The organism is Rhodobacter flavimaris (assembly GCF_021378075.1).
GTDB lineage: Bacteria > Pseudomonadota > Alphaproteobacteria > Rhodobacterales > Rhodobacteraceae > Rhodobacter > Rhodobacter flavimaris.
In genome coordinates, this window is sequence record NZ_JAJUOS010000007.1 from 51,259 (window position 1) to 75,232 (window position 23,974).

The 23,974-nt window shown below is 65.3% G+C and carries 23 protein-coding genes; 15 read left to right on the forward strand and 8 right to left on the reverse strand.

Annotated elements, in window-relative coordinates; genetic code table 11:
- Nucleotides 1-18 precede the first annotated feature (18 nt).
- Both LZA78_RS10320 and rsmI read right to left on the reverse strand, forming a co-directional pair.
- On the reverse strand, nucleotides 19-375 hold the full coding sequence (locus LZA78_RS10320; protein ID WP_233676853.1) for a YraN family protein: 357 nt from the start codon (nucleotides 373-375) through the stop codon (nucleotides 19-21).
- Nucleotides 372-1,232: a 16S rRNA (cytidine(1402)-2'-O)-methyltransferase gene (gene rsmI / locus LZA78_RS10325; protein WP_233676996.1), complete on the reverse strand. Its 861-nt coding sequence runs from the start codon at nucleotides 1,230-1,232 to the stop codon at nucleotides 372-374. Before rsmI ends, LZA78_RS10320 begins: the two co-directional genes overlap by 4 nt.
- A 144-nt stretch (nucleotides 1,233-1,376) precedes the next feature.
- Here rsmI and LZA78_RS10330 point away from each other — a divergent pair, with 144 nt between their 5' ends.
- The 3 genes from LZA78_RS10330 (at nucleotide 1,377) to murJ (ending at nucleotide 6,907) form a co-directional block, all read left to right on the forward strand.
- The gene (locus tag LZA78_RS10330) at nucleotides 1,377-2,549 is read left to right on the forward strand and encodes a penicillin-binding protein activator (protein WP_233676854.1); all 1,173 of its coding nucleotides are present in this window, start codon (nucleotides 1,377-1,379) and stop codon (nucleotides 2,547-2,549) included.
- A gap of 96 nt (nucleotides 2,550-2,645) precedes the next feature.
- Nucleotides 2,646-5,360: a [protein-PII] uridylyltransferase gene (locus LZA78_RS10335; RefSeq protein WP_255697374.1), complete on the forward strand. Its 2,715-nt coding sequence runs from the start codon at nucleotides 2,646-2,648 to the stop codon at nucleotides 5,358-5,360.
- Complete coding sequence (gene murJ, locus LZA78_RS10340) at nucleotides 5,360-6,907, forward strand: murein biosynthesis integral membrane protein MurJ (RefSeq protein WP_233676856.1); 1,548 nt, start codon at nucleotides 5,360-5,362, stop codon at nucleotides 6,905-6,907. Before LZA78_RS10335 ends, murJ begins: the two co-directional genes overlap by 1 nt.
- Here the strand turns inward: murJ and LZA78_RS10345 are convergent, their stop codons facing one another.
- The gene (locus tag LZA78_RS10345; protein WP_233676857.1) at nucleotides 6,908-7,591 is read right to left on the reverse strand and encodes a rhomboid family intramembrane serine protease; all 684 of its coding nucleotides are present in this window, start codon (nucleotides 7,589-7,591) and stop codon (nucleotides 6,908-6,910) included.
- A gap of 98 nt (nucleotides 7,592-7,689) precedes the next feature.
- On the opposite strand from LZA78_RS10345, the gene trpS reads away from it, so the two are divergent.
- Nucleotides 7,690-8,730 carry a tryptophan--tRNA ligase gene (gene trpS, locus LZA78_RS10350; RefSeq protein ID WP_233676858.1) on the forward strand — a complete coding sequence of 347 codons (1,041 nt, stop codon included), beginning with the start codon at nucleotides 7,690-7,692 and terminating at the stop codon, nucleotides 8,728-8,730.
- Between the two features lie 46 nt (nucleotides 8,731-8,776).
- On the opposite strand, the gene LZA78_RS10355 is transcribed toward trpS, so the two are convergent.
- The 3 genes from LZA78_RS10355 to LZA78_RS10365 are packed head-to-tail and all read right to left on the reverse strand — an operon-like array spanning nucleotide 8,777 to nucleotide 11,053.
- Complete coding sequence (locus LZA78_RS10355; protein ID WP_233676859.1) at nucleotides 8,777-10,090, reverse strand: MATE family efflux transporter; 1,314 nt, start codon at nucleotides 10,088-10,090, stop codon at nucleotides 8,777-8,779.
- A gap of 7 nt (nucleotides 10,091-10,097) precedes the next feature.
- Nucleotides 10,098-10,610 (reverse strand): PaaI family thioesterase, encoded by a 513-nt coding sequence (locus LZA78_RS10360; RefSeq protein ID WP_233676860.1) that lies wholly within the window; start codon nucleotides 10,608-10,610, stop codon nucleotides 10,098-10,100.
- A complete protein-coding gene (locus LZA78_RS10365; RefSeq protein ID WP_233676861.1) occupies nucleotides 10,607-11,053 on the reverse strand; it encodes a PaaI family thioesterase in 447 nt (148 codons plus the stop codon). Before LZA78_RS10365 ends, LZA78_RS10360 begins: the two co-directional genes overlap by 4 nt.
- Before the next feature lie 193 nt (nucleotides 11,054-11,246).
- Between LZA78_RS10365 and LZA78_RS10370 the strand changes: the two genes are divergently transcribed.
- The 9 genes from LZA78_RS10370 (at nucleotide 11,247) to LZA78_RS10410 (ending at nucleotide 19,418) form a co-directional block, all read left to right on the forward strand.
- Nucleotides 11,247-11,615, forward strand: coding sequence for a MerR family transcriptional regulator (locus LZA78_RS10370; RefSeq protein ID WP_233676862.1), 369 nt, complete (start codon nucleotides 11,247-11,249; stop codon nucleotides 11,613-11,615).
- Nucleotides 11,616-11,856: 241 nt separating this feature from the next.
- The gene (locus LZA78_RS10375; RefSeq protein WP_233676863.1) at nucleotides 11,857-12,255 is read left to right on the forward strand and encodes a MerR family transcriptional regulator; all 399 of its coding nucleotides are present in this window, start codon (nucleotides 11,857-11,859) and stop codon (nucleotides 12,253-12,255) included.
- 24 nt (nucleotides 12,256-12,279) lie between these two features.
- Nucleotides 12,280-14,055, forward strand: a complete 1,776-nt coding sequence (locus LZA78_RS10380; protein ID WP_233676864.1) for an acyl-CoA dehydrogenase C-terminal domain-containing protein — start codon at nucleotides 12,280-12,282, stop codon at nucleotides 14,053-14,055.
- Between the two features lie 37 nt (nucleotides 14,056-14,092).
- Nucleotides 14,093-14,539 carry a GFA family protein gene (locus LZA78_RS10385; protein ID WP_233676865.1) on the forward strand — a complete coding sequence of 149 codons (447 nt, stop codon included), beginning with the start codon at nucleotides 14,093-14,095 and terminating at the stop codon, nucleotides 14,537-14,539.
- The gene (locus tag LZA78_RS10390; protein ID WP_233676866.1) at nucleotides 14,539-14,751 is read left to right on the forward strand and encodes a hypothetical protein; all 213 of its coding nucleotides are present in this window, start codon (nucleotides 14,539-14,541) and stop codon (nucleotides 14,749-14,751) included. Before LZA78_RS10385 ends, LZA78_RS10390 begins: the two co-directional genes overlap by 1 nt.
- Before the next feature lie 137 nt (nucleotides 14,752-14,888).
- Nucleotides 14,889-15,515 carry a glutathione S-transferase family protein gene (locus LZA78_RS10395; RefSeq protein ID WP_233676867.1) on the forward strand — a complete coding sequence of 209 codons (627 nt, stop codon included), beginning with the start codon at nucleotides 14,889-14,891 and terminating at the stop codon, nucleotides 15,513-15,515.
- Between the two features lie 9 nt (nucleotides 15,516-15,524).
- Nucleotides 15,525-16,736: an acetyl-CoA C-acetyltransferase gene (locus tag LZA78_RS10400; RefSeq protein WP_233676868.1), complete on the forward strand. Its 1,212-nt coding sequence runs from the start codon at nucleotides 15,525-15,527 to the stop codon at nucleotides 16,734-16,736.
- The gene (locus LZA78_RS10405) at nucleotides 16,736-17,236 is read left to right on the forward strand and encodes a cupin domain-containing protein (protein WP_233676869.1); all 501 of its coding nucleotides are present in this window, start codon (nucleotides 16,736-16,738) and stop codon (nucleotides 17,234-17,236) included. The genes LZA78_RS10400 and LZA78_RS10405 overlap by 1 nt, the downstream gene beginning before the upstream one ends.
- Entirely contained in the window at nucleotides 17,229-19,418 is a 2,190-nt protein-coding gene (locus LZA78_RS10410; RefSeq protein ID WP_233676870.1) for a 3-hydroxyacyl-CoA dehydrogenase NAD-binding domain-containing protein, read from the forward strand. The genes LZA78_RS10405 and LZA78_RS10410 overlap by 8 nt, the downstream gene beginning before the upstream one ends.
- Nucleotides 19,419-19,466: 48 nt before the next feature.
- Here LZA78_RS10410 and LZA78_RS10415 read toward each other — a convergent pair whose 3' ends face one another.
- Together LZA78_RS10415 and LZA78_RS10420 are read right to left on the reverse strand one after the other, a co-directional pair.
- Nucleotides 19,467-20,123, reverse strand: a complete 657-nt coding sequence (locus LZA78_RS10415; RefSeq protein ID WP_233676871.1) for a Hint domain-containing protein — start codon at nucleotides 20,121-20,123, stop codon at nucleotides 19,467-19,469.
- Nucleotides 20,124-20,182: 59 nt separating this feature from the next.
- Entirely contained in the window at nucleotides 20,183-21,085 is a 903-nt protein-coding gene (locus tag LZA78_RS10420) for a DMT family transporter (RefSeq protein ID WP_233676872.1), read from the reverse strand.
- A 124-nt stretch (nucleotides 21,086-21,209) separates the two neighbouring features.
- Between LZA78_RS10420 and LZA78_RS10425 the strand changes: the two genes are divergently transcribed.
- On the forward strand, nucleotides 21,210-22,835 hold the full coding sequence (locus LZA78_RS10425; protein WP_233676873.1) for an AMP-binding protein: 1,626 nt from the start codon (nucleotides 21,210-21,212) through the stop codon (nucleotides 22,833-22,835).
- A gap of 124 nt (nucleotides 22,836-22,959) precedes the next feature.
- Nucleotides 22,960-23,973, forward strand: coding sequence for a hypothetical protein (locus LZA78_RS10430; protein WP_233676874.1), 1,014 nt, complete (start codon nucleotides 22,960-22,962; stop codon nucleotides 23,971-23,973).
- Nucleotide 23,974: the final 1 nt, after the last annotated feature.

Sequence of the window (23,974 nt, forward strand, 5' to 3'; positions counted from 1 at the left end):
GCCCGATGCAATCCGCGCTCAGTCGGACTGCGCCGCATTCTCGATGATCGAGATACGGCCCTGCGCATCCACAAGCGCCAGATCGAAGCGGGCATCCTCGGCCTGAATGTGCCCAAGCGCCATAAATTCCTCGGCCGAACGAAAAATGCGCGCGAGTTGGCGCGGCATCAGATGCGTCGCCGCGGCCTCATGGCTGCGCGAAAATTTGACCTCGACGAAGACCAGAAGCGGCCCGTGTCGCGCGATCAGATCGACCTCTCCGCCGTAGCGGCCGCGCCAGCGCCGCGCGACGATCTCGAAACCCGCCTCCTCGTAGTGGCGCGCCACCTGATCTTCGGCGGCGGCGCCCGCATGATAGGAAAGCGCGCCGCTCATTCCTCCCGGTCCAGCTTGAGCGCCGCCTGATAGACATCGCGCCGCGGCAGGCCGAGCGCTTCGGCAACCTCACTCGCGGCATCCTTAACGCTCATCCGGTCAAGGCGTTCGCGCAGCGCGGCCTCGATATCCTCAGGGCCGACCTGCGAGCCGCGCGCGCGGTCCACCAGCACGACGATCTCGCCCTTCGGGGCATCGCCCGAAAACTGCTCGGCCAGATCGCCAAGGCTGTCGCGGCGGACCTCTTCGAAACGCTTGGTCAGTTCGCGGCAAACCGCGCCCTGCCGGTCGGGGCCGAAGACCTCGACCATGTCGCGCAGCATCTCGCTGACGCGCTTGGGCGATTCATAGAAGACAAGCGTCGCGGGAACCGTGGCGAATTCCTTGAGCCACCTGCGCCGCGCGCTTCCGGTATTGGGCGGGAAGCCCGCAAACAGGAAACGGTCCGAGGGCAGCCCCGACACAGTCAGCGCCGCCAGCACCGCCGAAGGCCCCGGCGCGGCAAAGACCGGATGCCCGGCCTCGATCGCGGCGCGGCCGAGTTGATAGCCCGGGTCCGCGACCAGCGGCGTGCCCGCCTCAGAGGCATAGGCGACCGTCTGCCCTTCCTCGAGCGCACGCAGGATCCGCGGGCGCACCTGCGCGCCGTTGTGATCGTGATAGGCGATCAGAGGGCGATGGTTCGGCGCGATGCCGTGGATCTCCATCAGGTGGCGCAGGGTACGCGTATCCTCGGCCGCGATCACATCGGCCGAAGCCAGAATATCGAGCGCCCGCAACGTGATATCGCGCGCTGTTCCGATGGGCGTCGCGAGGAAATAAAGACCCGGCGCAAGCGGTTTCGCGCCACGTCCCATCGTGCCGCCCGGCGGGGTTTCGCCGGTGCCGTGCAATTCGCTCATCGTTGCGCCTTTCGTATTCCGGGAAAGTTTACTTCACTTCGGGAAAAGCATAGGGTTCGCCGGTGTTTACCCCCTGCTCCCGGATCAGAGGACGATTTCATGTTCGCCATTTTACGCAATGCCCGCAACCCTTTGCTGCGAATCGGAGTGGTGCTGTCGGCCCTTTGGCTGGCCGCATGCCAACCGGGCGGCGGCAACACCGGGCAGCGCATCGACACCTCGGACACGGTCGCCGTAGCACTACTTGTTCCGGGCGGCTCGGGCCAGCCCGGAGATGAGACGCTGGCCCTTTCGTTGCAGCAGGCCGCGCAGTTGGCGATTGCCGATCTTCAGGGCGTCAAGATTGACCTGCGCGTCTACAACACCGGCGCGAGCCCCGCACTGGCCGCGCAGATGGCCAACAAGGCCGTCGATGATGGCGCCAAGGTCATCCTTGGTCCGGTCTTCGCCGAATCCGCGAACGCGGTGGGCCTTGCGGTCGCGAACCGCAATGTGAACGTGCTGTCCTTCTCGAACAACGCCGATATCGCGGGCGGCAACGTCTTCGTTCTGGGCCAAACCTTCCAGAACACCGCCAACCGTCTGGTCGGCTATGCCGCCTCGCATGGCAAGCGCCGCATCCTGATCGTGAACGACCAGACGCCTGCGGGCGAGGTTGGCGCGCGGGCGATCCAGAACGCAATCTCGCGCTCGGGCGCGACGTTTGCGGGCAAGGCGTCGTATTCGTTCTCGCAGCAGGGCGTGGCCTCGGCCGTTCCGGGCATCGCCAGCCGCGTGAAGGCGGGCGATGTGGACGCGCTGTTCCTGACCGCCGATACCGCAGGCGCCCTGCCGATGCTCGCGCAATTGCTGCCCGATCAGGGCGTCAGCGCACAGCAGACCACCTTCATTGGCCTGACCCGTTGGGATATCCCGAACGCGACGCTGTCGATCCCGGGCCTGCAGGGCGGCTGGTTCGCCATGCCTGATCCGGGCCCGAACCTGCAATTCCAGTCGCGCTACCAGGCGGCCTATGGCTCGGCACCGCATCCGATCGCGGGGCTTGCCTATGACGGCGTGGCGGCCATCGGCGCGCTTGTGCGCTCGGGGCGGCCCGATGCGCTGACCCGTTCGGGCCTGACGCAGGGCGCGGGTTTTGTCGGAGTGAACGGCATCTTCCGCCTGCTGCCCGATGGCACGAACGAGCGTGCGCTGTCCGTGGTTGAGATCCGCAACGGCCAGACCGTGGTGATCGAGGGCGCGCCCAGATCCTTTGGCGGCGCCGGGCTCTGACCCGGCACCGCCCCCGAAACGAGACCCGCAGCAGGACATGGGGAACACGTGAACGAAACGACCTATTTCGCCCCGACACCGGCCGGGGCGCCCCTTCTGCTCAAAGACTCAGAGCTTGTCAGCCAACTTGATGCTGCGTTGGTCGACGCGCAGGACGAACGTGCAACGCGCACCGCCACAGTCCAGTTCCTGCAAAAGGCCCGCGCCGAGGCGACGCAGTGGATCGAGGCGGATTTCGCCACCCATCCCAGAACAGCGCGCGACACGATGCGCTTTTACGCGCAGATGACCGACGGGCTGGTGAACGCGATCCGGCATGTCGCGATGGGCCGCCTGCACCGGCTGGGCAACCCCACCGACGCCGAGAAGCTGGCCGTTCTGGCCGTGGGCGGCTATGGCCGCGCCGAGATGGCCCCCGCCTCTGACGTTGATCTGCTCTTCCTGACTCCATGGAAGATCACCCCCTGGGCCGAAAGCGTGATCGAGTCGATGCTCTACATGCTGTGGGATCTCAAGCTGAAAGTCGGCCACAGCTCGCGCACCATCGAGGATTGCATCCGGCTCGGGCGCGAGGATTACACGATCCGCACCGCGATGCTGGAGCAGCGCTACATCGGCGGCGACGCGGCACTGGCGCAGGAGCTGACCGAGCGACTGCGCGCCGATCTCTTCCGCGGCACCGGCGCCGAATTCACCGAAGCCAAGCTGGAAGAGCGTGATGCGCGCCACCGCCGTCAGGGCGGTCAGCGCTACGTTCTCGAACCCAACGTAAAAGAGGGCAAGGGCGGGCTGCGCGACCTACAGACGCTTTACTGGATCGCGAAATATATCCACCAGGTGAACCGCGCGGCAGATCTAGTGCCGCTTGGCGTCTTCACCGCCGACGAATACCAGCATTTCCGCGATGCCGAGGATTACCTCTGGGCGGTGCGCTGCCATCTGCACATGATCGCGGGGCGTGCCGCCGACCAGCTGACATTTGACATGCAGGTCGAGGTGGCGCGCCGCATGGGCTATTCCGACACCGCCGGGCGCCGCGCGGTCGAGGTTTTCATGCAGGACTACTTCCGCCACGCCACCAAGGTGGGCGAGGTCACGCGCATCTTCCTGACCGCGCTTGAGGCTCAGCACGTCAAGCGCCCGCCGGTGCTTAAGCGCCTGTTCCGCCGTCGCCGCCCGCTCAAGGTGCCGTTTGTGGACGACAACGGCCGCATCAACGTGGCCGACAAGCGCGCCTTCCTGGCCGACCGGCTGAACTTGCTGCGCATCTTCGAAGAGGGCCTGCGCACCGGGATGCTGATCCACCCCGATGCGATGCGCATCGTCAGCGCGAACCTGAACCTGATCGACGACGATCTGCGAGACAACCGCGAAGCACAGCGGATCTTCCTCGACCTGATGCTCAAGCACGGGAACCCCGAGCGCGCCCTGCGGCGCATGAACGAGCTGGGTGTGCTGTCTGCCTTCATCCCCGATTTCGAGCCGATCGTGGCGATGATGCAGTTCAATATGTATCACAGCTACACGGTGGACGAGCACACGATCCAGGTCATCTCGACCCTCGCCCAGATCGAACGCGAAGAGCTGATCGAGGAGCTACCGCTCTCGTCGCATATCCTCAAGGAAGGCGTGAACCGCCGTGTCCTTTACGTCGCGCTTCTGCTGCATGATATCGGCAAGGGCCGGCCCGAGGATCACTCGATCCTCGGCGCGCAGATCGCCCGCCGCGTAGCACCGCGCCTTGGGCTGAATGCCGAGGAATGCGAGACAGTCGAATGGCTGATCCGCCACCACCTGCTGATGTCCGACGTAGCGCAAAAGCGCGACCTGTCCGACCCGCGCACGATCCGCGACTTTGCCAAGATGGTGAAGACGCGCAAGCGGCTTGACCTGCTGACGGTGCTGACCGTCTGCGATATCCGCGGCGTCGGCCCGAACGTCTGGAACAACTGGAAAGCCACCCTGCTGCGCAGGCTTTACGCCGACACCGCCCGCGCGCTTGAACATGGCATGGAGGCCATCAACCGCGAGCAGCGCACCACGGACGCCAAGCGCGCGCTGCGCGAGGCGCTGGCCGACTGGGAGGCCAAGGATCTGCGCACCGAGACCGCGCGCCATTACGACCCCTACTGGCAGGGCCTCTCGACCGAGGCGCATATGGTTTTCGCCATGCTGCTGCGCGAACTGGGCGACAACGAGATCCGCATCGACCTGCACCCCGACCCGGACCACGATGCGACCCGCGCGGCCTTCGCGCTGGCCGACCATCCGGGCATCTTCTCGCGCCTTGCCGGGGCGCTGGCGCTGGTGGGTGCGAACGTCGTGGACGCGCGCACCTATACCTCGAAGGATGGCTACGCCACGGCGGTCTTCTGGATTCAGGATGCCGAGGGACACCCCTACGAGGCCGCCCGCCTGCCGCGTCTGCGCCAGATGATCGACAAGACGCTCAAGGGCGAGGTCGTGGCGCGCGATGCGCTCAAGGACCGCGACAAGATCAAGAAGCGCGAGCGCGAATTCACCTTCCCGACCCATATCACCTTCGACAACGAAGGCTCGGATATCTACACCATCGTCGAGGTGGATACCCGTGACCGCCCCGGCCTGCTTTATGACCTGACACGGGCGCTGGCGACCTCGAACATCTACATCGCCAGCGCGGTGATCGCGACCTATGGCGCGCAGGTGGTCGATACCTTCTACGTCAAGGACATGTTCGGCCTGAAACTGCACGCCAAGGGCAAGCAGGAGGCGCTTGAAAAACGCCTGCGCGAAGCGATCGTGTCGGGCGCCAAAAGGGCCGGGAACTGATGCAGCCCGTTCGCCTAGTGCGCGGTTTCCTGACGGTCGGCCTCTGGACCTTCGCGAGCCGCCTGCTGGGGTTCGCGCGCGACATGATGATGGCGGCCTATCTGGGTGCCGGACCGGTGGCCGAGGCCTTCATGGTCGCCTTCTCGCTGCCCAACATGTTTCGCCGCTTCTTCGCTGAGGGCGCCTTCAACATGGCCTTCGTGCCGATGTTCGCCAAGCGGCTGGAGGCGGGCGACGATCCGCAGGGCTTTGCGCGCGACGCCTTCAAGGGACTGTCGGCGGTGCTGGTCGTCTTCACCCTGCTCGGCACCTTCGCGATGCCCTGGCTTGTCTGGGCGATGGCCGCAGGTTTCGCGGGCGATGCGCGCTTTGACCTTGCCGTTCTCTATGGCCAGATCGGGTTTTCCTACATCCTCTTCATCTCGCTCGTCGCCCTGCTCTCAGGCGTGCTGAACGCATTTGGTCATTTCACCGAGGCCTCTCTGGTGCCGGTGCTGATGAACCTGATGTTCATCGTCGCGATGTGGCTGGCCGATGTTTTCGGCTGGGACATGGGCCTGACGCTGGCCTGGACCGTGCCGCTGACCGGGATCGCGCAATTTAGCTGGACGTGGTTTTCGGCGCGTCGTCTGGGCTACACGCTGCTGCCGGGTCGCCCGAGGATGACGCCCGAGCTTAAGCGTCTACTGATCATCGCCGGGCCTGCGGTGCTGGCAGGCGGTGTCGTGCAGATCAACCTGCTGGTCGGGCGGCAGGTGGCCTCGTTCACCGAAGGGGCCGTGGCCTGGCTCAGCTATGCCGACCGGCTTTACCAGTTGCCGCTTGGGGTGGTGGGCATCGCCATCGGCACGGTGCTGCTGCCTACCCTGTCGCGGCAGCTGCGCGCGGGCGATGATGCCGCCGGGCGCGAGAGCTTTTCGCGCGGGGCCGAGTTTGCGCTGTTCCTGACCCTGCCCGCCGCCGTCGCGCTGGTGGTGATCGCCGAGCCGCTGATTTCTGTGCTCTATGATCGCGGGGTCTGGACAGATCAGGACACCTGGGCGACCTCGGTCGCGCTGGCGGCCTATGGGCTGGGCTTGCCCGCCTTCGTGCTGCAAAAGGTCGTCCAGCCGCTGTTTTACGCGCGCGAGGATACGCGGCGGCCCTTCTACTACGCCGTTGCCTCGATGATCGTGAACGCGGGCTTTGCCGTGGGGATGATGCCCGTGATGGGCTTCATGGCCGCCGCGCTGGCCACCACGGTCTCCGGCTGGGTGATGCTGGCGCAGCTGTGGTGGGGCGCGCGCAGCATGGGCGAGGCCGCCCGGCCCGACCCGCGCTTCTGGGCGCGGCTGTGGCGCATTGCGTTGGCCTCGGCGCTGATGGGCGTGGTGCTGTGGCTTGCGGCGCAGGGGCTTGCGCCGATGCTGGCCAAGGGCGGTGCGCGCTGGCTGGCGCTGGCGCTGCTCTGCGGATCGGGGATTGTCGTTTACTTCGGCGCAGGCGCGCTGCTTGGCGCCTACAGCCTTGGTGATCTCAAGCGAAACCTGCGGCGGCGGCGCGGCTGATCAGCGCCGCCGGATGATCGTCAGCGTGTGGCGCCAGCCGCCCGGCGCAACGACGAAGCTCAGCCCGAAACCCGCCACGAAACCCGCCAGATCGGCGACCCAGTCCGGGCGCCCGCCGAAAAGCAGGCCGAAGATCAGCTGGATCGCCATCAGCATCCCGATCAACGAGAACGCGCGTGCCCGGTTCGAATGGGTCTGCCCCAGGCGTAGCCAGAGGATCCAGGTGAAGGCACCGATCAGGCCATAGGCGCCGGGGTAAGCGCCGTAGATCGCCATATCCGCGAAAGGCATCAGCGCGTAGACCAGCGCCCCGAAGATCACCGAGCCCAGAAACACCGTCGCCACCGCGAGGCCCGAGAAGACGTCGCCCACCATCTTGCCAAGCGCGAGGATGAACACGAGCGCCATCAGCGCATGGGTCACCGTGCCATGGACGAAGGCATAGCTGGCCACGCGGATCAGATGGTGCGGCGGGTAGACCCCCTGCTCGACCATGGCGCGCGCGATACCCGGATCGAAGGCGAAGCGTTGCAGCGCATCCATCCGCCACCCCGCCGCCAGAGGGCCCATCAGTCCGGACTGGCCAAGGCCGAAGGCCAGCTCACCCAAGATGATCGGCGCGGCAAGCAGCCAGACCACCGGCGGCAGCGGGTTGATGGGATGTTCGTCGTAACCTTCGCGCATTGGCCTGCTCCGTTTCGACGGGGTCCGGTTGACGCCCCGCGCGCTTTAGCGATAAGCCCTCGGCAAGAGTTTTTCCAGCCTGCCTGCAGGAGCCGTCCATGACCGACCAGCACGCCGATCTCAACGCCAAGTTCCAAAAGCGCATTTTCTCGGGCATCCAGCCCTCGGGGAACCTTACGCTCGGCAACTACCTCGGCGCGCTCAAGCGCTTCGTGCAAAAGCAGGACGAGGGGATCGAGACGATCTACTGCCTCGTCGATCTGCATGCGATCACCGTCTGGCAGGACCCCGAGGCGCTGCGTCGTCAGACCCGCGAGGCGGCAGCCGCCTTCATCGCGGCGGGGATCGACCCCGCGCGCTCGATCCTGTTCAACCAGAGCCAGATCTCGGCCCATGCCGAGATGGGGTGGCTGTTGAACTGTGTGGCGCGGATGGGCTGGATGAACCGCATGACGCAGTGGAAGGACAAGGCCGGCAAGAATGCCGAGAAGCAATCGCTTGGCCTCTTCGCCTATCCGACGCTGATGGCCGCCGATATTCTTCTGTATCACGCGACCATGGTGCCCGTGGGCGAGGACCAGAAGCAGCATGTCGAGCTGACCCGCGACATCGCGGCCAAGTTCAACCATGACTACAAGACCGAGTTCTTCCCCTCGCCCGCGCCGCTGATCGAGGGCGCCGCGACCCGCGTGATGAGCCTGCGCGACGGCTCGAAGAAGATGTCGAAATCCGACCCGTCGGATGCGAGCCGCATCAACATGACGGATGATGCCGACACGATCGCCAAGAAGTTCCGCAAGGCCGTGACCGATCCCGAGCCGCTGCCCGAGACGCTGGAAGGCTTGGAAGGCCGCGCAGAGGCGCGCAACCTCGTCAACGTCTATGCCGCGCTGGCCGATATCTCGCCCGAACAGGTGATCGCCGAGTTCGGTGGCAAGGGTTTTGGCACGTTCAAGCCCGCGCTGGCGGATCTGGCGGTGTCGAAGCTGGAGCCGATCTCGACCGAGATGAGCCGCCTGATGGCGGACCCGGCCGAGATCGACCGTATCCTGGGTTCGGGCGCGGAGAAGGCCGATGCGATCGCGCAGCCGATCCTGGCCAAGACGCTCGATATCATGGGGATGATCCGCTCGCGGTGAGGTCAGAGGCGGGGGTTTTGCACCCCCGCGCCCCCGCAAGGTATTTTCACCAAGAAGAAAGGGCGGCCTTGGCCTCGGCGCGCGGGTAGAGGCGGGCCATTGTCAGGCCGCGGGTGGTGTTGAGCACCATGAGCGCGGCCCAAAGGCCGTGGTTCCCGAATGCGGGCAGCAGGATTGCCAGCGCGGCGACATAGACCGCGACCGAGGCAAGCATGGCGTTGCGCATCTCGCGCGTCAGGGTGGCGCCGATGAAAATGCCGTCGAACATCCAGCTCGCGATGCCGATGAGTGGCGCGAAAGCCAGCCAGGGCAGGTAGTGTCGCGCGGTTTCGCGCACTTCGGGGGCCGTCGTCATCGTGTCGATGATCGCGGGCCCGGCAAGCAGGAAAACAAGCCCAAGCAGCGCCGCGCCGCCCACACCCCATTGCGAGCTGACCACCGCCGCGCGGCGCAGGCGTGTCGGAGAGCGCGCGCCGACCGCCTGCCCCACAAGGCTTTCGGCGGCGAACGCGAATCCATCGAGCGCATAGGCGGTGATTTCGAGAAATTGCAGCAGCACCTGGTTGGCGGCGAGTTTCACATCGCCCTGCCCCGCGCCAAGGAACAGGAAGGCCGTGAAGGAGCCTTGCAGCAGGACCGAGCGGATCATGATGTCGGTGTTGACGCGCGCCATCTGCGTCAGACGGGTACGGTCGAATATCTTCCCGGCGCGCCACAATCCGCCCGCGAAGGCTTCGCGCGCGAGCCAGAGCGCCAGCACTACGCCTGACCATTCCGCAATCAGCGTCGCCGCAGCCACGCCTTTTACGCCCAACCCCAGCCCCAGCACGAACCACAGATCGAGCGCCACGTTCAGCCCGTTCATCCAGAGCTGGAGCACCAGCACCGCGCGGGTGCGTTCAAGCGCGATCAGCCAGCCGGTGAAGGCGTAAAGCGAGATCGTCGCGGGCGCGCCCCAGATCCGCAGGCCGAGGTAGTCGCGGGAGAGTTGCTCAACCTCGGGGCTGGCGGGAGCGATCTGGAAGGCTAGCGAGAAGAGCGGATATTGCAGAACGATCAGTCCAAGCCCCGCGAGGACTGCGATGATCAGGGCGCGCATTAGGCCAGCGGAGACCTCGCCACGGTCGCCCTCGCCCGCCGATTGGGCGACAAGGCCCGTCGTGCCCATGCGCAGGAAGCCGAAGATCCAGTAGAGCGAAGCGAGGATCACCGCGCCGATACCCACGGCGCCAATCGGGGCGGCCTGCCCGAGCTGCCCGACCACGCCGGTATCCACCGCCCCGAGGATCGGGACGGTCGCGTTCGACAGCACGATCGGCGCCGCGATATTCAGAACGCGCCGATGCGTGATGTCGGCCATGCCGGGATCAGCCGTTATCGAGCGCGGGCATCAGGAAATGCCCCGTCGCCTGCGCGAAAAGCCGCGAGCGGTTGTCTTGCCACGCCTCGACATGCACCGAGGCGTAGCGCCGCCCCGAGCGATTGACGCGCGCCCGCGCATAGGCATCGCGCGGCAGGCCCGAGCGCAGATAGTCCACGCTAAAGTCGATGGTCTTGGGCAGGCGCGGCAATTGCACCTCGGCGGCCTGACTCAGGTCGATGCGGCCGGCCTCGATATCCTCCCACAGTGTGGCCCATCCCAGTTCAATGATCGCCGCGACCTCAAGGAAAGCCGCAGTGACCCCGCCGTGCAGCGCGGGCAGCATCGGGTTGCCGATCAGCTTTTCGTCGAAGGGCAGAACGGCGGTCAGCTCATCCCCGCGGCGGTCGAACTCGATCCCCAGGAAGCCGATATAGGGCACGCCTTCGACCAGTGCGCGCAGGGCGGCGTCGCGGCGTTGCTTGACGACCTGGACGGGTTCGGGCTTGCGGCGGTTCATTTCTCGGCTCCTTCGAGGCGCTCGACGGTGAAGGCGCCGGTTGCGGTGGCGACGGGCAGGCCCGCTTCCTCGTCATGGGCGGTGGCGCGCAGGAAGGCGACCGAGCGGGTGATGTGATAGACCTCGGCACGGGCAGTGATGCGCTGGCGCGGCGTCGCGGCGCGCATGTAGTCGATGCGCAGGTCAATGGTCGCGGTGCCCGCCGGGGCGTCGGGGTGGCTCATGACGGCGGCGCCGCAGCAGGTGTCCATCAGCGCCGAGACCGCGCCGCCATGGATGACGCCGGTGCGCGGATCGCCCACCAGACGCTCATCCCAGGGCATCGAGATCACCGCACGTCCGCCACCGATCATGTCGAGATGCATCCCGAGCGCATGGCTATGCGGGATCGCCTCGATGAACTGCCGCGCCAACTCCAGCTTGGCCGCATCGTCGTGACTCATGGAAACTCCGCCAGACTCGGTCATTTGCATCCTCCGACTGTTCAGCCGACTATCCTGCGCCTCTTTGACACAGGCAAGCCGGTCGCGCAGTGCCGTAGCGGCATTTGGGGTTTGCGCCCATCGAACCGGGCCGCAAAGCCGGTTGAAGACGAAAGTCTCACCGGATAGCTTGCCTCCACGCAGGGAGGGGCCGATGGCGGATGTTCTGAGCTTCAAAGAGATGTGCGCGCGCTTCGATGTGACCCCGCGCACGCTTCGCTATTACGAATATATCGAGCTTCTCTCGCCGCAAAAATCGGGCCGTTCGCGCTTTTACGGCGCTCGCGAAATCGCCCGGATGACCCTGATCCTGCGCGGACGGCGCTTCGGCTTCTCGCTGGAAGAGCTGCGCCAGTGGCTGCTGATCTACGATCAGAAGGGCACCGAAGAGCAGAACCGGGTCTGGATCGAACTGGCCGACCGGCAGCTTGATGTGCTGCGCAAAGAGCGCGACGAGCTGGAAGTGACCATCGCCGATCTCAGGCAATTGCGCGACGACGTCGCAAAAACGCTTGATTCCTGACGCTCAAATCGGTTCGAATCCAAGTTGACCCTGGGGCTTATTCCGACCCCACGCACCCTGCGCCATAACCGCGCGGCGTTCGAAAATTGCTTTTCCCATACGTCAATTTGAACTGACATTACGTCAGTAAATTTGTGACGCCACGTTATAGTGACGTTAAGGTCAACTTAGCTTGTAATGTGGAGGTGGAAATTGAATCTGCCGCCTCAACGTTACGTCAGGACAACGAGAGGCTCGTGCAATGAGTGAAGAGGTGATGACGATCCGAGAGATGTGCGACGCGTTCGATGTGACGCCCCGCACGCTGCGGTTCTACGAAAGCAAGGAACTGCTGTTCCCGATCCGTGAAGGGCAAAAGCGGCTCTTTACCCGGCGCGACCGGGCGCGGCTGAAACTGATCCTGCGCGGCAAGCGCTTTGGCTTCAGCCTCGAAGATATCCGCCAGCTGCTCGACATGTATTCGATGGGCGACCAGCAGAAGACGCAGCTTGCCGAGACGCTCAAGGTGGCGCGTCGGCGGCAGGAGGAAATGACGCGGCAACGCGACGAGCTTGGTGAGGCCATTGCCGAGCTGCAGGAACAAATCGAATGGGGCGAGCGGGAGCTGGCCGGGCAGAACCCGGAGTCTTCCGCCGCCTGAACAAGGTGACTTAGGGAGAGAGAAATGCCCAGCTATACCGCCAATACCAAGGACATGCAGTTCGTGCTGCATGAGGTCCTGAAAGTCTCGGAGGCCGGCATCCCCGGCTACGAGGAAATGGACCGCGATTTCACCGAAGCCGTGCTGGATGCCGCGGCCAAGGTCTCTGCCGAGGTATTGGCGCCGCTCAATGTCGTGGGCGACACCGAGGGCTGCGTGCTGGAAAACGGTATCGTGCGCACCCCCAAGGGGTTCGACGCGGCCTTCGAGGCAATGAAGGATGGCGGCTGGACCGCACTTGATTGCGACCCCGAGTTTGGCGGTCAGGGCATGCCCTACCTGCTCAACTGCGCCGTGGGCGAGATGTTCGTCTCGGCCAACATGGCCTTCAACATGTATCAGGGCCTGACGCATGGCGCCTATTCGGCGATCCATGCCCATGGCACCGATGAGCAGAAGGCCAAGTATCTGCCCAAGATGGTGTCCTGCGAATGGACCGGCACCATGAACCTGACCGAGCCGCATTGCGGCACCGATCTGGGCATGATGCGCACCAAGGCCGAACCCCAGGACGACGGCAGCTACAAGGTGACCGGCCAGAAGATCTTCATCTCGGCGGGCGATCACGATCTGGCCGAAAACATCATCCACCTGGTGCTGGCCAAGGCGCCGGGCGGCGGCGAGGGCACCAAGGGCGTGTCGCTCTTCATCGTGCCGAAGGTTCTGGTGAACGAGGATGGCTCGCTTGGGGCGCGCAACGCGGTCTCGGTCGGCAAGATCGAAGAGAAGATGGGCATCCACGGCAACTCGACCTGCGTGATGAACTATGACGGGGCGACGGGCTGGCTGCTTGGCGATCTGCACAAGGGCATGCGCGCGATGTTCACCATGATGAACGAGGCGCGTCTGGGTGTGGGCCTGCAAGGCTATGCCGTGGCCGAGGCCGCCTATCAGAACGCGCTCGCCTATGCCAAGGACCGCCTGCAAGGCCGTGCCGTGACCGGCGTCGAGAACCCCAATGGCCCGGCCGATCCGCTGATCGTGCATCCTGATATCCGTCGCTCGCTGATGGATCAGAAGTCGTTCCTCGAGGGCGCCCGCGCCTTCACCTTCTGGGGCGCCTCGTTGATCGACCGCGCGCATAAATCGGGCGACGACGCGGCCGAGGGGCTGATCTCGCTGATGACGCCGGTGATCAAGGGCTTCCTGACCGACAAGGGCTTCGAGACGACCGTGCTCGCGCAGCAGGTCTATGGCGGCCATGGCTACATCGAGGAATGGGGCATGTCGCAATTCGCGCGCGATGCCCGCATCGCGATGATCTACGAGGGCGCGAACGGCGTGCAGGCGCTGGACCTCGTGGGCCGCAAGCTGGCGCAGGACGGCGGCAAGCACGTCATGGCCTTCTTCGAGATGGTCAAGGCCGAGTGCAAGGCGCATGAGGCGGACGAACGGATGAAGCCCTTCACCGACGCGCTGAAAGGTGCCTCGAAGCAGCTCCAGGCTTCGGCCATGTTCTTCATGCAAAGCGGCATGAAGAACCCCAACGCGGCGCTTTCGGGCAGCTATGACTTCATGCACCTGATGGGCCATGTCTGCCTTGGCCTGATGTGGACGCGGATGGCGGCGGCGGCCCATGCGGCGCTGGATGCCGGGGCCTCGGACAAGGCCTTCTACGAGGGCAAGATCGCCACCGGCCGCTACTACATGGCGCGCCAGCTTCCGGCCTGCGCGATGCACCTGGCGCGGATCGAATCCGGGGCCGATCCGGTGATGGCGCTTTCCGTCGATCAGTTCTAAGCTTTAGGGGCGCGGACATCCCGCCCCGGAGGATTTCATGAACCTGGAGAAAGACTGGCAGACCCTTCCGGCCTTTTCCGGCGGCTGCCAATGTGGGGCCGTGCGCTACGATGTGGCGCCCGGCCCTTCCTTTGCGTCGATCTGCCATTGTCGGATGTGCCAACGCGCCACCGGCAGCCCCTTCGCGGCTTTGCTGAAGGTCGCGGCCAGCCAGGTGACATGGCAAGGAACGCCGGGTGTCTTCGCCTCGTCGAACATCGCCGAGCGCGGCTTTTGCCCCGCCTGCGGCACGCCGCTTTTCTATCGCCAGACCGCCGGGGAGTGGATCGAGCTCACCTCAGGCTCGATGCCGTCCTCGGTGCCGTTCCGCCCTGTGCAACAATGGGGGATCGAAGGGCGGCACGACTGGCTTGCCGGGCTGAATATCCCCGGCGCGCCGACCGTCGAGCGCGACGTGATTTCCCACCAATCGAAGGACGCCTGATGCCCAAGCGCCTGCGCATGACCCGCCGCTTTCCGGTCGCGATGACGAATGATGCCTACCGCACGCTGCATCGCTTCGCGGCCGAAGCGGGCCTGACCCCGGACGAGTCGCTGTGCTTCCTGTTCGAGCATTTCAACTCGGTCACGCATCACGAAAACCTCACCGCCCGGTTGCGCCTGTTCAAGGCCGAGCTGGAGGATCGCAAGGCCTGATCCCTGCCCCGCACGAAAAGACGTGCGGTCATTTCGTCTCGTGACGTTACGCAACTTCCCCCTGCGGGGCTTTACCCGCGCGTCAGCGTCGAACAACTATGTTTGAGCCCGACGCGATCGGGCCGGGAGGACTGAGGATGACGGCGAAACTCTACTGCTTTGGCGAGTCCGGCAATGCCTACAAGGCGGCGCTGACGATGACCCTTGCGGGCTATGACTGGCAGCCCGTCTTCGTCGACTTCTTCCGGGGCGAAACCCGCTCGCCCGAGTATCTCGCTCTCAACGAGATGGGCGAGGCGCCCATTTTCATCGAGGGCGATCTGACGCTGACCCAGTCGGGCGTGATCCAGATGCATATCGCCGAGAAGACCGGAAAGCTGATGGACGGCGATCGCAACGAGATCCTGCGCTGGCTGTTCTGGGACAACCACAAGGGCAGCTCACAGTTCGGCGCTTTGCGGTTCATGATGAACTTCCTGCCCGAGGAAAAGCGCCCGCAGGCCGCGATCCAGTGGCTGTCCGGCCGCGCTCAGGCCGCGCTCAAGACGCTGGAGCACCACCTCGAAAACCGCGACTGGATGACGGGCGATGCCCCCACGCTGGCCGACACGGCCTGCTGCGGCTACCTCTATTACCCCGAGCCCTTCGGGTTCGAGCGGACGAATTTCCCCGCCATTTCGGCATGGCTCGACCGCATCGCGGCGCTGCCCGGATGGAAACACCCTTACGACATGATGCCCGGCAACCCTGCGGACCGGGCCTGAGGAGGAAAGATGACCGAAGCCTATATCTACGACGCCTGCCGGACCCCGCGCGGCAAGGGCCGCCCGGATGGCAGCCTGCACGAGGTGACCTCGGTCGCGCTCTCGGCGCGGCTGCTGAACGCGGTCAAGGCGCGCAACGGCCTTGAGGGCCACGCGGTCGAGGATGTGATCTGGGGCAACGTCACCCAGGTTGGCGAACAGGGCGGCTGCTTGGCCCGCTCGGCCGTGCTGCTGTCGGATCTGGACGAGCGCATTCCGGGCCTGTCGATCAACCGCTTCTGCGCCTCGGGCATGGAGGCCGTGAACCTGGCCGCCAACCAGGTCAAGGGCGGCGCGGGCCAGGCCTATATCGCCGGCGGGGTCGAGATGATGGGCCGCGTGGCCATGGGTTCGGATGGCGCGGCCATCGCCGTTGACCCGGCGCTGACCTTCAAAACCTATTTCGTGCCGCAAGGCATCTCGGCCGATATCATCGCCACCGAATACGGATTTACGCGCGAGCAGGCCGACGCGCTGGCCGTTGAATCGCAACGCCGCGCCGCCGAGGCCTGGGCCGAGAACCGCTTTGCCAAGTCGATCGTCCCGGTGGTGGATCAGAACGGCGTCGTCATCCTTGACCACGACGAATACATGCGCCCGGGCACGCAGGTCGAAGACCTCGCCAAGCTGAAGGCCTCGTTCAAGGATATGGGCGAGGTGATGCCGGGCTTCGACAAGGTTGCGATGCTCAAGTATCCGCATCTGAGCCACGTCAACCACATCCACCACGCAGGCAACTCGTCGGGTATCGTGGATGGCGCGGCCGCCGTGCTGATCGGCACCAAGGAATTCGGCGAGGCGCACGGCCTCAAGCCGCGTGCGCGCATCCGCGCCACCGCCAAGATCGGCACCGATCCGACGATCATGCTGACCGGCCCGGTTCCGGTGACCGAGAAGATCCTGCGCGACAGCGGCATGGCGATTTCCGACATCGACCTGTTCGAGGTGAACGAGGCCTTCGCCTCGGTCGTGCTGCGCTTCATGCAGGCCTTCGACGTGTCGCCCGACAAGGTCAACGTCAACGGCGGCGCGATGGCCATGGGCCACCCGCTCGGCGCTACCGGCGCGATCATCATCGGCACCCTTCTCGACGAGCTGGAGCGCCGCGACCTGTCCACCGGCCTTGCCACCCTGTGCATCGCATCGGGCATGGGTGCGGCCACCATCATCGAGCGCGTCTGATGCCGAAACTCGACCTCGCCAAGGCACCCGTGAAGACGGGTTCGATCTACCCCGAGCCCTATGCCGCGCAGATGGTGGGCCGGTCCTCGATCCGTCTGGGCGAACTGGCAGGTCTGACGCAGTTCGGCGTCAACATCGTCACGCTGGAACCCGGCGCCGTGGCCTCGCTGCGACACTGGCACCTGCGCGAGGACGAGTTCGGCATGGTCCTTGAAGGGGAGCTGACCCTGATCGAGGACGAGGGCGAAACCATTATGCGCCCGGGCGATTGCGCCGCGTGGAAGGCGGGGGTGGCGAACGGCCACCGCTTCGTCAACCGCTCGGACCGGCCGGGCAAGTTCCTGATCGTCGGCACCAAGTCGCCCGAAGAGGTTGCGACCTATTCCGACGTGGACATGCAGATCCATATCGCGGGCGGCAAGGCTCGCTTCACCTATCAAGACGGCAGCGATTGGGCGGGGCACCGCGACCGCGCGCCGAAGGGAGAGAACAATGGCTGACTTTACCTATGCGCTCGGCGCCGACGGCGTGGCCGTCATCACCTGGGACGTGCCGAACAAGTCGATGAACGTGATGAGCCTTGAGGGCTTTGCGCTGCTCGACAGCTTCATCGACAAGGCGCTGGCCGACGAGGCCTGCAAGGGCGTCGTCATCACCTCGGGCAAGAAGGACTTTGCCGGCGGGATGGACCTGAACGTCATCGCGCAGATGCGCGCGGGCGGCGCGCAGGCGATCTTTGACGGTGTGATGCAAATGCACGCCGTACTGCGCAAGATCGAGCGCGCGGGCATGGACCCGAAGACCCTCAAGGGTGGCAAGCCGATCGCCACCGCTCTGCCCGGCACGGCGCTTGGCATCGGGCTGGAGCTGCCGCTGTCCACCCACCGCATCTTTGCCGCAGACAACCCCAAGGCCAAGATCGGCCTACCCGAGATCATGGTCGGCATCTTCCCCGGCGCGGGAGGCACCACCCGCCTCGTGCGCAAGATGGGCGCGATGGTCGCGGCCCCCTTCCTGCTGGAAGGCAAACTGAGCGACCCCAAGAAGGCCCGCGCCGCCGGTATCATCGACGAGGTGGCCGAGGATCCGCTGGCCGCCGCCAAGGAATGGGTGCTGAACGCCAAGGACGCCGATCTGGTCAAGCCGTGGGATGCCAAGGGCTACAAGATGCCCGGCGGCGCGCCCTATCACCCGGCGGGCTTCATGACCTTCGTCGGCGCCTCGGCCATGGTGCATGGCAAGACAATGGGCGTCTATCCGGCGGCCAAGGCGTTGCTGTCGGCGGTCTATGAAGGGGCGCTCGTACCCTTCGATCAGGCGCTGCGCATCGAGGCACGCTGGTTCACCTCGGTTCTGATGAACCCTTCGTCCACCGCGATGATCCGCTCACTCTTCATCAACAAGGAAGCGCTGGAGAAAGGCGCGAACCGTCCGAAGGTTGCCGACCAGACGGTGAAGAAAGTGGGCATCCTCGGCGCGGGCATGATGGGTGCCGGTATCGCCTATGTCTCGGCCAAGGTGGGGATCGAGGTCGTGCTGATCGACGCGGCGCAAGAGGCCGCTGACCGGGGCAAGGCCTATTCGACCGGCCTCATGGACAAAGCGATCAGCCGCAAGAAAGCCACCGAAGAGCAGAAAGAGGCCCTGCTGGCCAAGATCACCGCGACGACCGATTACGCCGCGCTGACCGGTTGCGATCTGATCGTCGAGGCGGTGTTCGAAGACCCGACCGTCAAGGCCGGGGTTACCGCGCAGGCCGAGGCGGTGATCCCTGCCGATGCGGTCTTCGCCACCAACACCTCGACCCTGCCGATCTCGATGCTGGCCAAGGCCTCGGCCCGCCCCGAGCAGTTCATCGGCATCCACTTCTTCAGCCCGGTGGACAAGATGCTGCTGGTCGAGATTATCAAGGGCGCGCAAACCGGTGACGTGGCCGTCGCCAAGGCGCTCGACTTCGTGCGGCAGATCAAGAAGACCCCGATCGTGGTCAACGATGCGCGCTTCTTCTACGCCAACCGCTGCATCATCCCCTATATCAACGAGGGCATCCGCATGGTGGCCGAGGGTGTCTCGCCCACGCTCATCGAGAATGCCGCGAAGCTGGTTGGGATGCCGCTCGGGCCCCTGCAACTGGTCGACGAGACCTCGATTGATCTGGGCGTCAAGATCGCCAAGGCGACCAGGGCCGCGATGGGCGACGCCTATCCCGATGGCGCTGTGGACGAGGTGGTCTTCTGGATGGCCGAGCAGAACCGTCTGGGCCGCAAGAACAAGGCGGGCTTCTACACCTATGACGAGGCCGGCAAGCGTGGCGATTTCTGGGAAGGCATTGCCGCGAAATACCCCGAGGCAGCCGAGCAGCCCGAGCTGGCCGAGGTGCAGCACCGCCTGCTGATGGCTCAGGTGCTGGAGGCCGTGCGCGCCTTCGAGCAGGGCGTGCTGGAGGACATCCGCGAAGGCGACGTGGGCGCGATCCTGGGCTGGGGCTTTGCGCCCTGGTCGGGCGGCCCGTTCTCGTGGCTCGACATCCTTGGTGCGGGCCGCGCGGCCGAGATATGCGACGACCTGACCGCCCGGTTCGGCACGCGGTTCGAAACGCCTGCCCTGATCCGCGACATCGCGGCCAAGGGCGATGGCTTCTACGCCCGCTTTGGCGGCGGTCAGGCTGCGAAAGCCGCCTGATCTACCGGACGAACATCGAAACGCCGGGGTCAGTGGCCCCGGCGTTTTTCATTCTGCCCGCTCATCCTCGATCAGCGCCTCGACCAGCCGCCGCGCCTTGTCGAGCGGCAGGACGCGATAATCCCCGCGCCCCTCCATCAGCGCATCGAGCGACGTTCCATCGGCCGAGCCGCACAAGATCATCCCCGCGCCATTGGCATAGACGACCTCTTCGCCCTCGAACTGAAGGAAGATCACCTCGAAAGACTGCTGCGGCGCGATCCGCGCAACGCCGCGATAACCCTCAAGCGCCGCGGCGGGGATCAGCGCGAAGGGATCGTCATAGAGGGTCTCGGCCAGATCGCTTTCAATCAGCACGATCTGCTCAGGCAGCAGCATCATGGCCTCGGCATTGCCCAACACGCCGGGCGGCACCTCAAGCGGCAGCATATGCGGCGGGCGGTGGCTACAGCCATCGCTCAGCGTGGCGCGCATGATCTGCTGCACCCGGCGCGGCCCGTGATCGAAGGTCAGGACACGCTCGCCCGGGTTGATCGTCTCGACCCGGCGCCAGCCGTCCTCGGTGGCGATACGCGTACCCGCCGCGATGCCCTCGGCCAGACCTGCGCCATAGGGGTTATCGTTGGCCTCCCCAAAGAGGGGGCGCTCGAACAGGCCGTCATCCTCGGTGCCCGGACCGCTTTCCTCGTCGAACAGACCTGCCATCGCCTCCCCTACTTGCCTGCGCAAAGGCTAGCACCCGTCGCACGGCAAGGGAATGCGCACTAGCGCCCGCGCATCACGATCAGCATCCCCGCGACCCAGATCAGCGCCATGCCAAGCCATTCGCGTGCCACGGGCATCTCGCCCCAGAGCGTCCAGCCCCAAAGCGCGGCCGCGGGCAGAACGACATATTCGAACACGGCGACACGCGACGGTTCAGCCAGCTGATAGCCACGCACCATAAGCCCGACCCCGACCAGCGAACCCGCTGCCTGCACGAAGACCCAGAAGGTGACCGGCAGCGAGGCCCAGGTCGCCCCGCGCAGCAAGAACCCGGCGGCGCCGGGCGGCACCTCCAGCGGCAACGCCGAGGTTAGCGCCAGGCCGATCGCGCCAAAGATACCAAGTGCGGCAAAGAAGCCCGCCGTCAGGGTCACCGCACCCTCGCCCGGACACCAGCGGCGCGTCGCGATATTGCCCATTGCGTAAAGCGCGCCTGCGATCACCGGCACGATGGCAGCAGGGCCAAGGCGGGCGCTCTCGGGGCCGAGGATCAGCAGAATCCCGGCAAAACCCACCGCCACGGCAAGGATGCGAAACGGGCCGATCCGCTCGCCATAAGCAAAGCGCGAGATCAGCAGCACGAAGATCGGTGCGGTGAACAGTCCGGCGGCAACCTGCGGCACTGGCAGAAACCCAAGCGCCGCGAAATAGCACAGCATCGCGCTGCCATGCACCGCCGAGCGTGCGACAACGCCGCGCAGGTTCACCGGCCGCAGCCGCAGCCCAAGCAACGGCGCCGCGATTACCAGAAGCCCCGCCACCATCAGAGAGCGCATCAGGTGAAACTGCCAAAGACCAATTTCGCTTGCGATCACACGCACATAGTTGTCGGTGAACCCGATCAGCACGGCATAGCCGCAGATTGCCGCAGCCGCCTGCACGGTGTGATTTCCACGTATCATGACGTAACGTAAATTCCTTGAAACGGGTTCCGATCCCCCCTTCCCTTTCGCCTTCCCCCGGCCAATTATCGCGCCCGTAAGCGACATTTTTTCCGACATCTTCACGCGACTTGGGAGGATTGCCATGGGCTGGTTGGCCGACGAAACGGGGCTTGAGAAATGCGCGGCGAATTACGTGCCGCTGACGCCGCTCTCGCATCTGAACCGCGCGCTTGAGGTTTTCCCCGACCGCACTGCGCTGGTCTATGGCTCGACCCGCCGGACCTATGTTGAATTCCATGCCCGCGTGAGCCAGCTTGCCTCGGCGCTGCAAGCGCGCGGCATTCAGTCGGGCGACGTGGTGGCCTCGATCCTTCCGAACACCGGCCCGCAGGTCGAGGCGCATTTCGGCGTGCCCGCCTGTGGCGCGATCCTGAACGCGATCAACACGCGTCTCGATGTCGATACCGTGTCCTATATCTTCGAGCATTCCGGCGCGAAGATGGTGCTCGTCGACACCCAGTTCCTGAAACTGGCCGAGGCCGCGATCAAGCAGATGCACGGCACGCCGCCCCAGATCATCGAGGTCGCGGACCCCGAGCATGGCTTCCAGCCGGGCGGGCATTACCTCGAATATGAAGAACTGGTCGCCATGGGCGATCCGATGTTCGACTGGGTCATGCCGCAGGACGAATGGGAAAGCATCGCGCTGAACTATACATCGGGCACCACGGGCAAACCCAAGGGCGTCGTCTATCACCACCGCGGCGCCTATCTGGCGACGATGGGCAACGCGATTTCCTGGCGGATGCAGCTTTACCCGGTGCTGCTGACCATCGTGCCGCTGTTCCACTGCAACAGCTGGACCCATCCCTGGCTGATGCCGATGATGGGCGGCACCACGGTCTGCTGCCGCGACGTGACCGCCAAGGCGATTTATGACGCCATCGCCGACCATGGCGTGACCCATTTCGGCGGCGCGCCGATCGTGCTCAACACGATCATCAACTGCAAGGAGGCCGACCGCCGCCCCTTCGACCATATCGTCGAGGTCTTCACCGCCGGCGCCCCGCCGCCCGCCTCGACCCTGGCCGCGATTGAGCCGCTCGGCTTCAACGTCACGCAGGTCTACGGCCTGACCGAGGTCTATGGTCCCGCGACCGAATGCACCTGGAAGCCCGAATGGGACGGCATCACCGGCGATGAGCGCGCCGACCTCAAGGCCCGCACCGGCGTTCTGATGCCGATGATGGAGCAGATCACTGTCCATGATCACGGTCAGGAGGTCGCCCGCGACGGTCAGCACCTGGGCGAGATCGTGATCCGCGGCAATGCCACGATGAAGGGCTATTTCAAGAACCCCGAAGCCACGCGCGAGGCTTTCAAGGACGGCTGGTTCCACTCGGGCGACATCGCCTTCATGCACCCGGACGGCTATATCAAGATCACCGACCGCGCGAAGGACATCATCATCTCGGGCGGCGAGAACGTCTCCTCGGTCGAGGTCGAGGGCGTGATCGCGGCACATCCGGCGGTGCTGCTGGCCTCGGTCGTGGCCAAGCCCGACGAGAAATGGGGCGAGGTGCCCTGCGCCTTCATCGAGCTGAAAGAGGGCGCCAGCGTCACCGAGGAAGAGATCGTCAAATTCTGCCGCGAGCGGCTGGCAGGCTTCAAGACGCCCAAGCGGGTCGTCTTCGCTGATCTGCCGAAAACCTCGACCGGCAAGATCCAGAAATTCGAGCTGCGCGCCGTCGCCAAGCTGCTGGACTGAGCGGACCATCGGCATAAAGTCGCGAAGGGGGGCCAAGCGCCCCCCTTTTCCCATCCCTCGCCGCAATTGACCCCGGGGCGCGTTCGGCTATCCTGCGCCAAACAAGAGCAGTTCAAAGGTCCGAATGACCGCACTCCCGCAATACGAGCGCCTCGAAGCGCCGGGCATCTGGCGTGAAAGCCCCGAAGCGCAGCGCCAGGAGGTGATCGTGTCCTTTGGTGACGCGACGCTGGTGATTGCGGATGACCGCTCGGTCACAGCGCTGGCGCATTGGTCGCTGCCCGCGCTGGTGCGGCGCAACCCCGGCAAGCTGCCCGCGATCTACGCGCCCTCGGACGAGCTGGGCGAGGAGTTGGAGATCGACGACGAGACGATGGTCGAGGCGATTGAGCGGGTCCACTCGATCCTCGAGTCGCGCCGCCCGCATCCGGGGCGTCTGCGCGGCTGGCTGACCGGGGGCACGCTGGCCTTGGCGGGTTTGCTGGCGGTGTTCTGGCTGCCCGGCGCGCTGATTGCGCAGGCCGCGCGGGTCGCCCCGCAGGCCAAGCGCGTCGAGATCGGGCATCAGGTGCTGGCCGAGCTGACCACGCTGACCGGGATGCCCTGCTCTACGGGCCAAGGGCGGCGTGCGCTGAATGCCCTGAGCGCGCGGCTGGCAGGCCCCGAAGAGATCGTGGTTCTGCCGCAGGCCCTGAAAGGTGCCCGGCGTCTTCCGGGCAAGGTTGTGGTGATCGGGCGCGACACGATCTCGGGCCTCGACACGCCCGAGGTCGCCGCGGGGCATATCATCGCGGCCGAACTGGCCAGCGCAGGGGAAGATCCGCTGCTGTCGCTGCTCGAATGGGCCGGGGCGGGCGCGGCCTTTCGCCTGCTGACCACCGGCGATCTGCCCGATTCCGCGCTGCGCGGCTATGGTCAGGTCTTGCTGGCGAACCCACCCGCGACGCCGGACACGGACCTTCTGCTCAAGGCTTTCGCGCAGGTGGGCGTTTCCTCGACGCCCTATGCCTATTCGCTCGATCCCTCGGGCGAGAGCGTCCTGGCGGTGATCGAGGCAGACCCGTTCAAAGGCGCCCCGGCGCCGCGCCCGGTTCTGGACGATGCGCAATGGATCGCGCTGCGCGAGATTTGCGACTGAC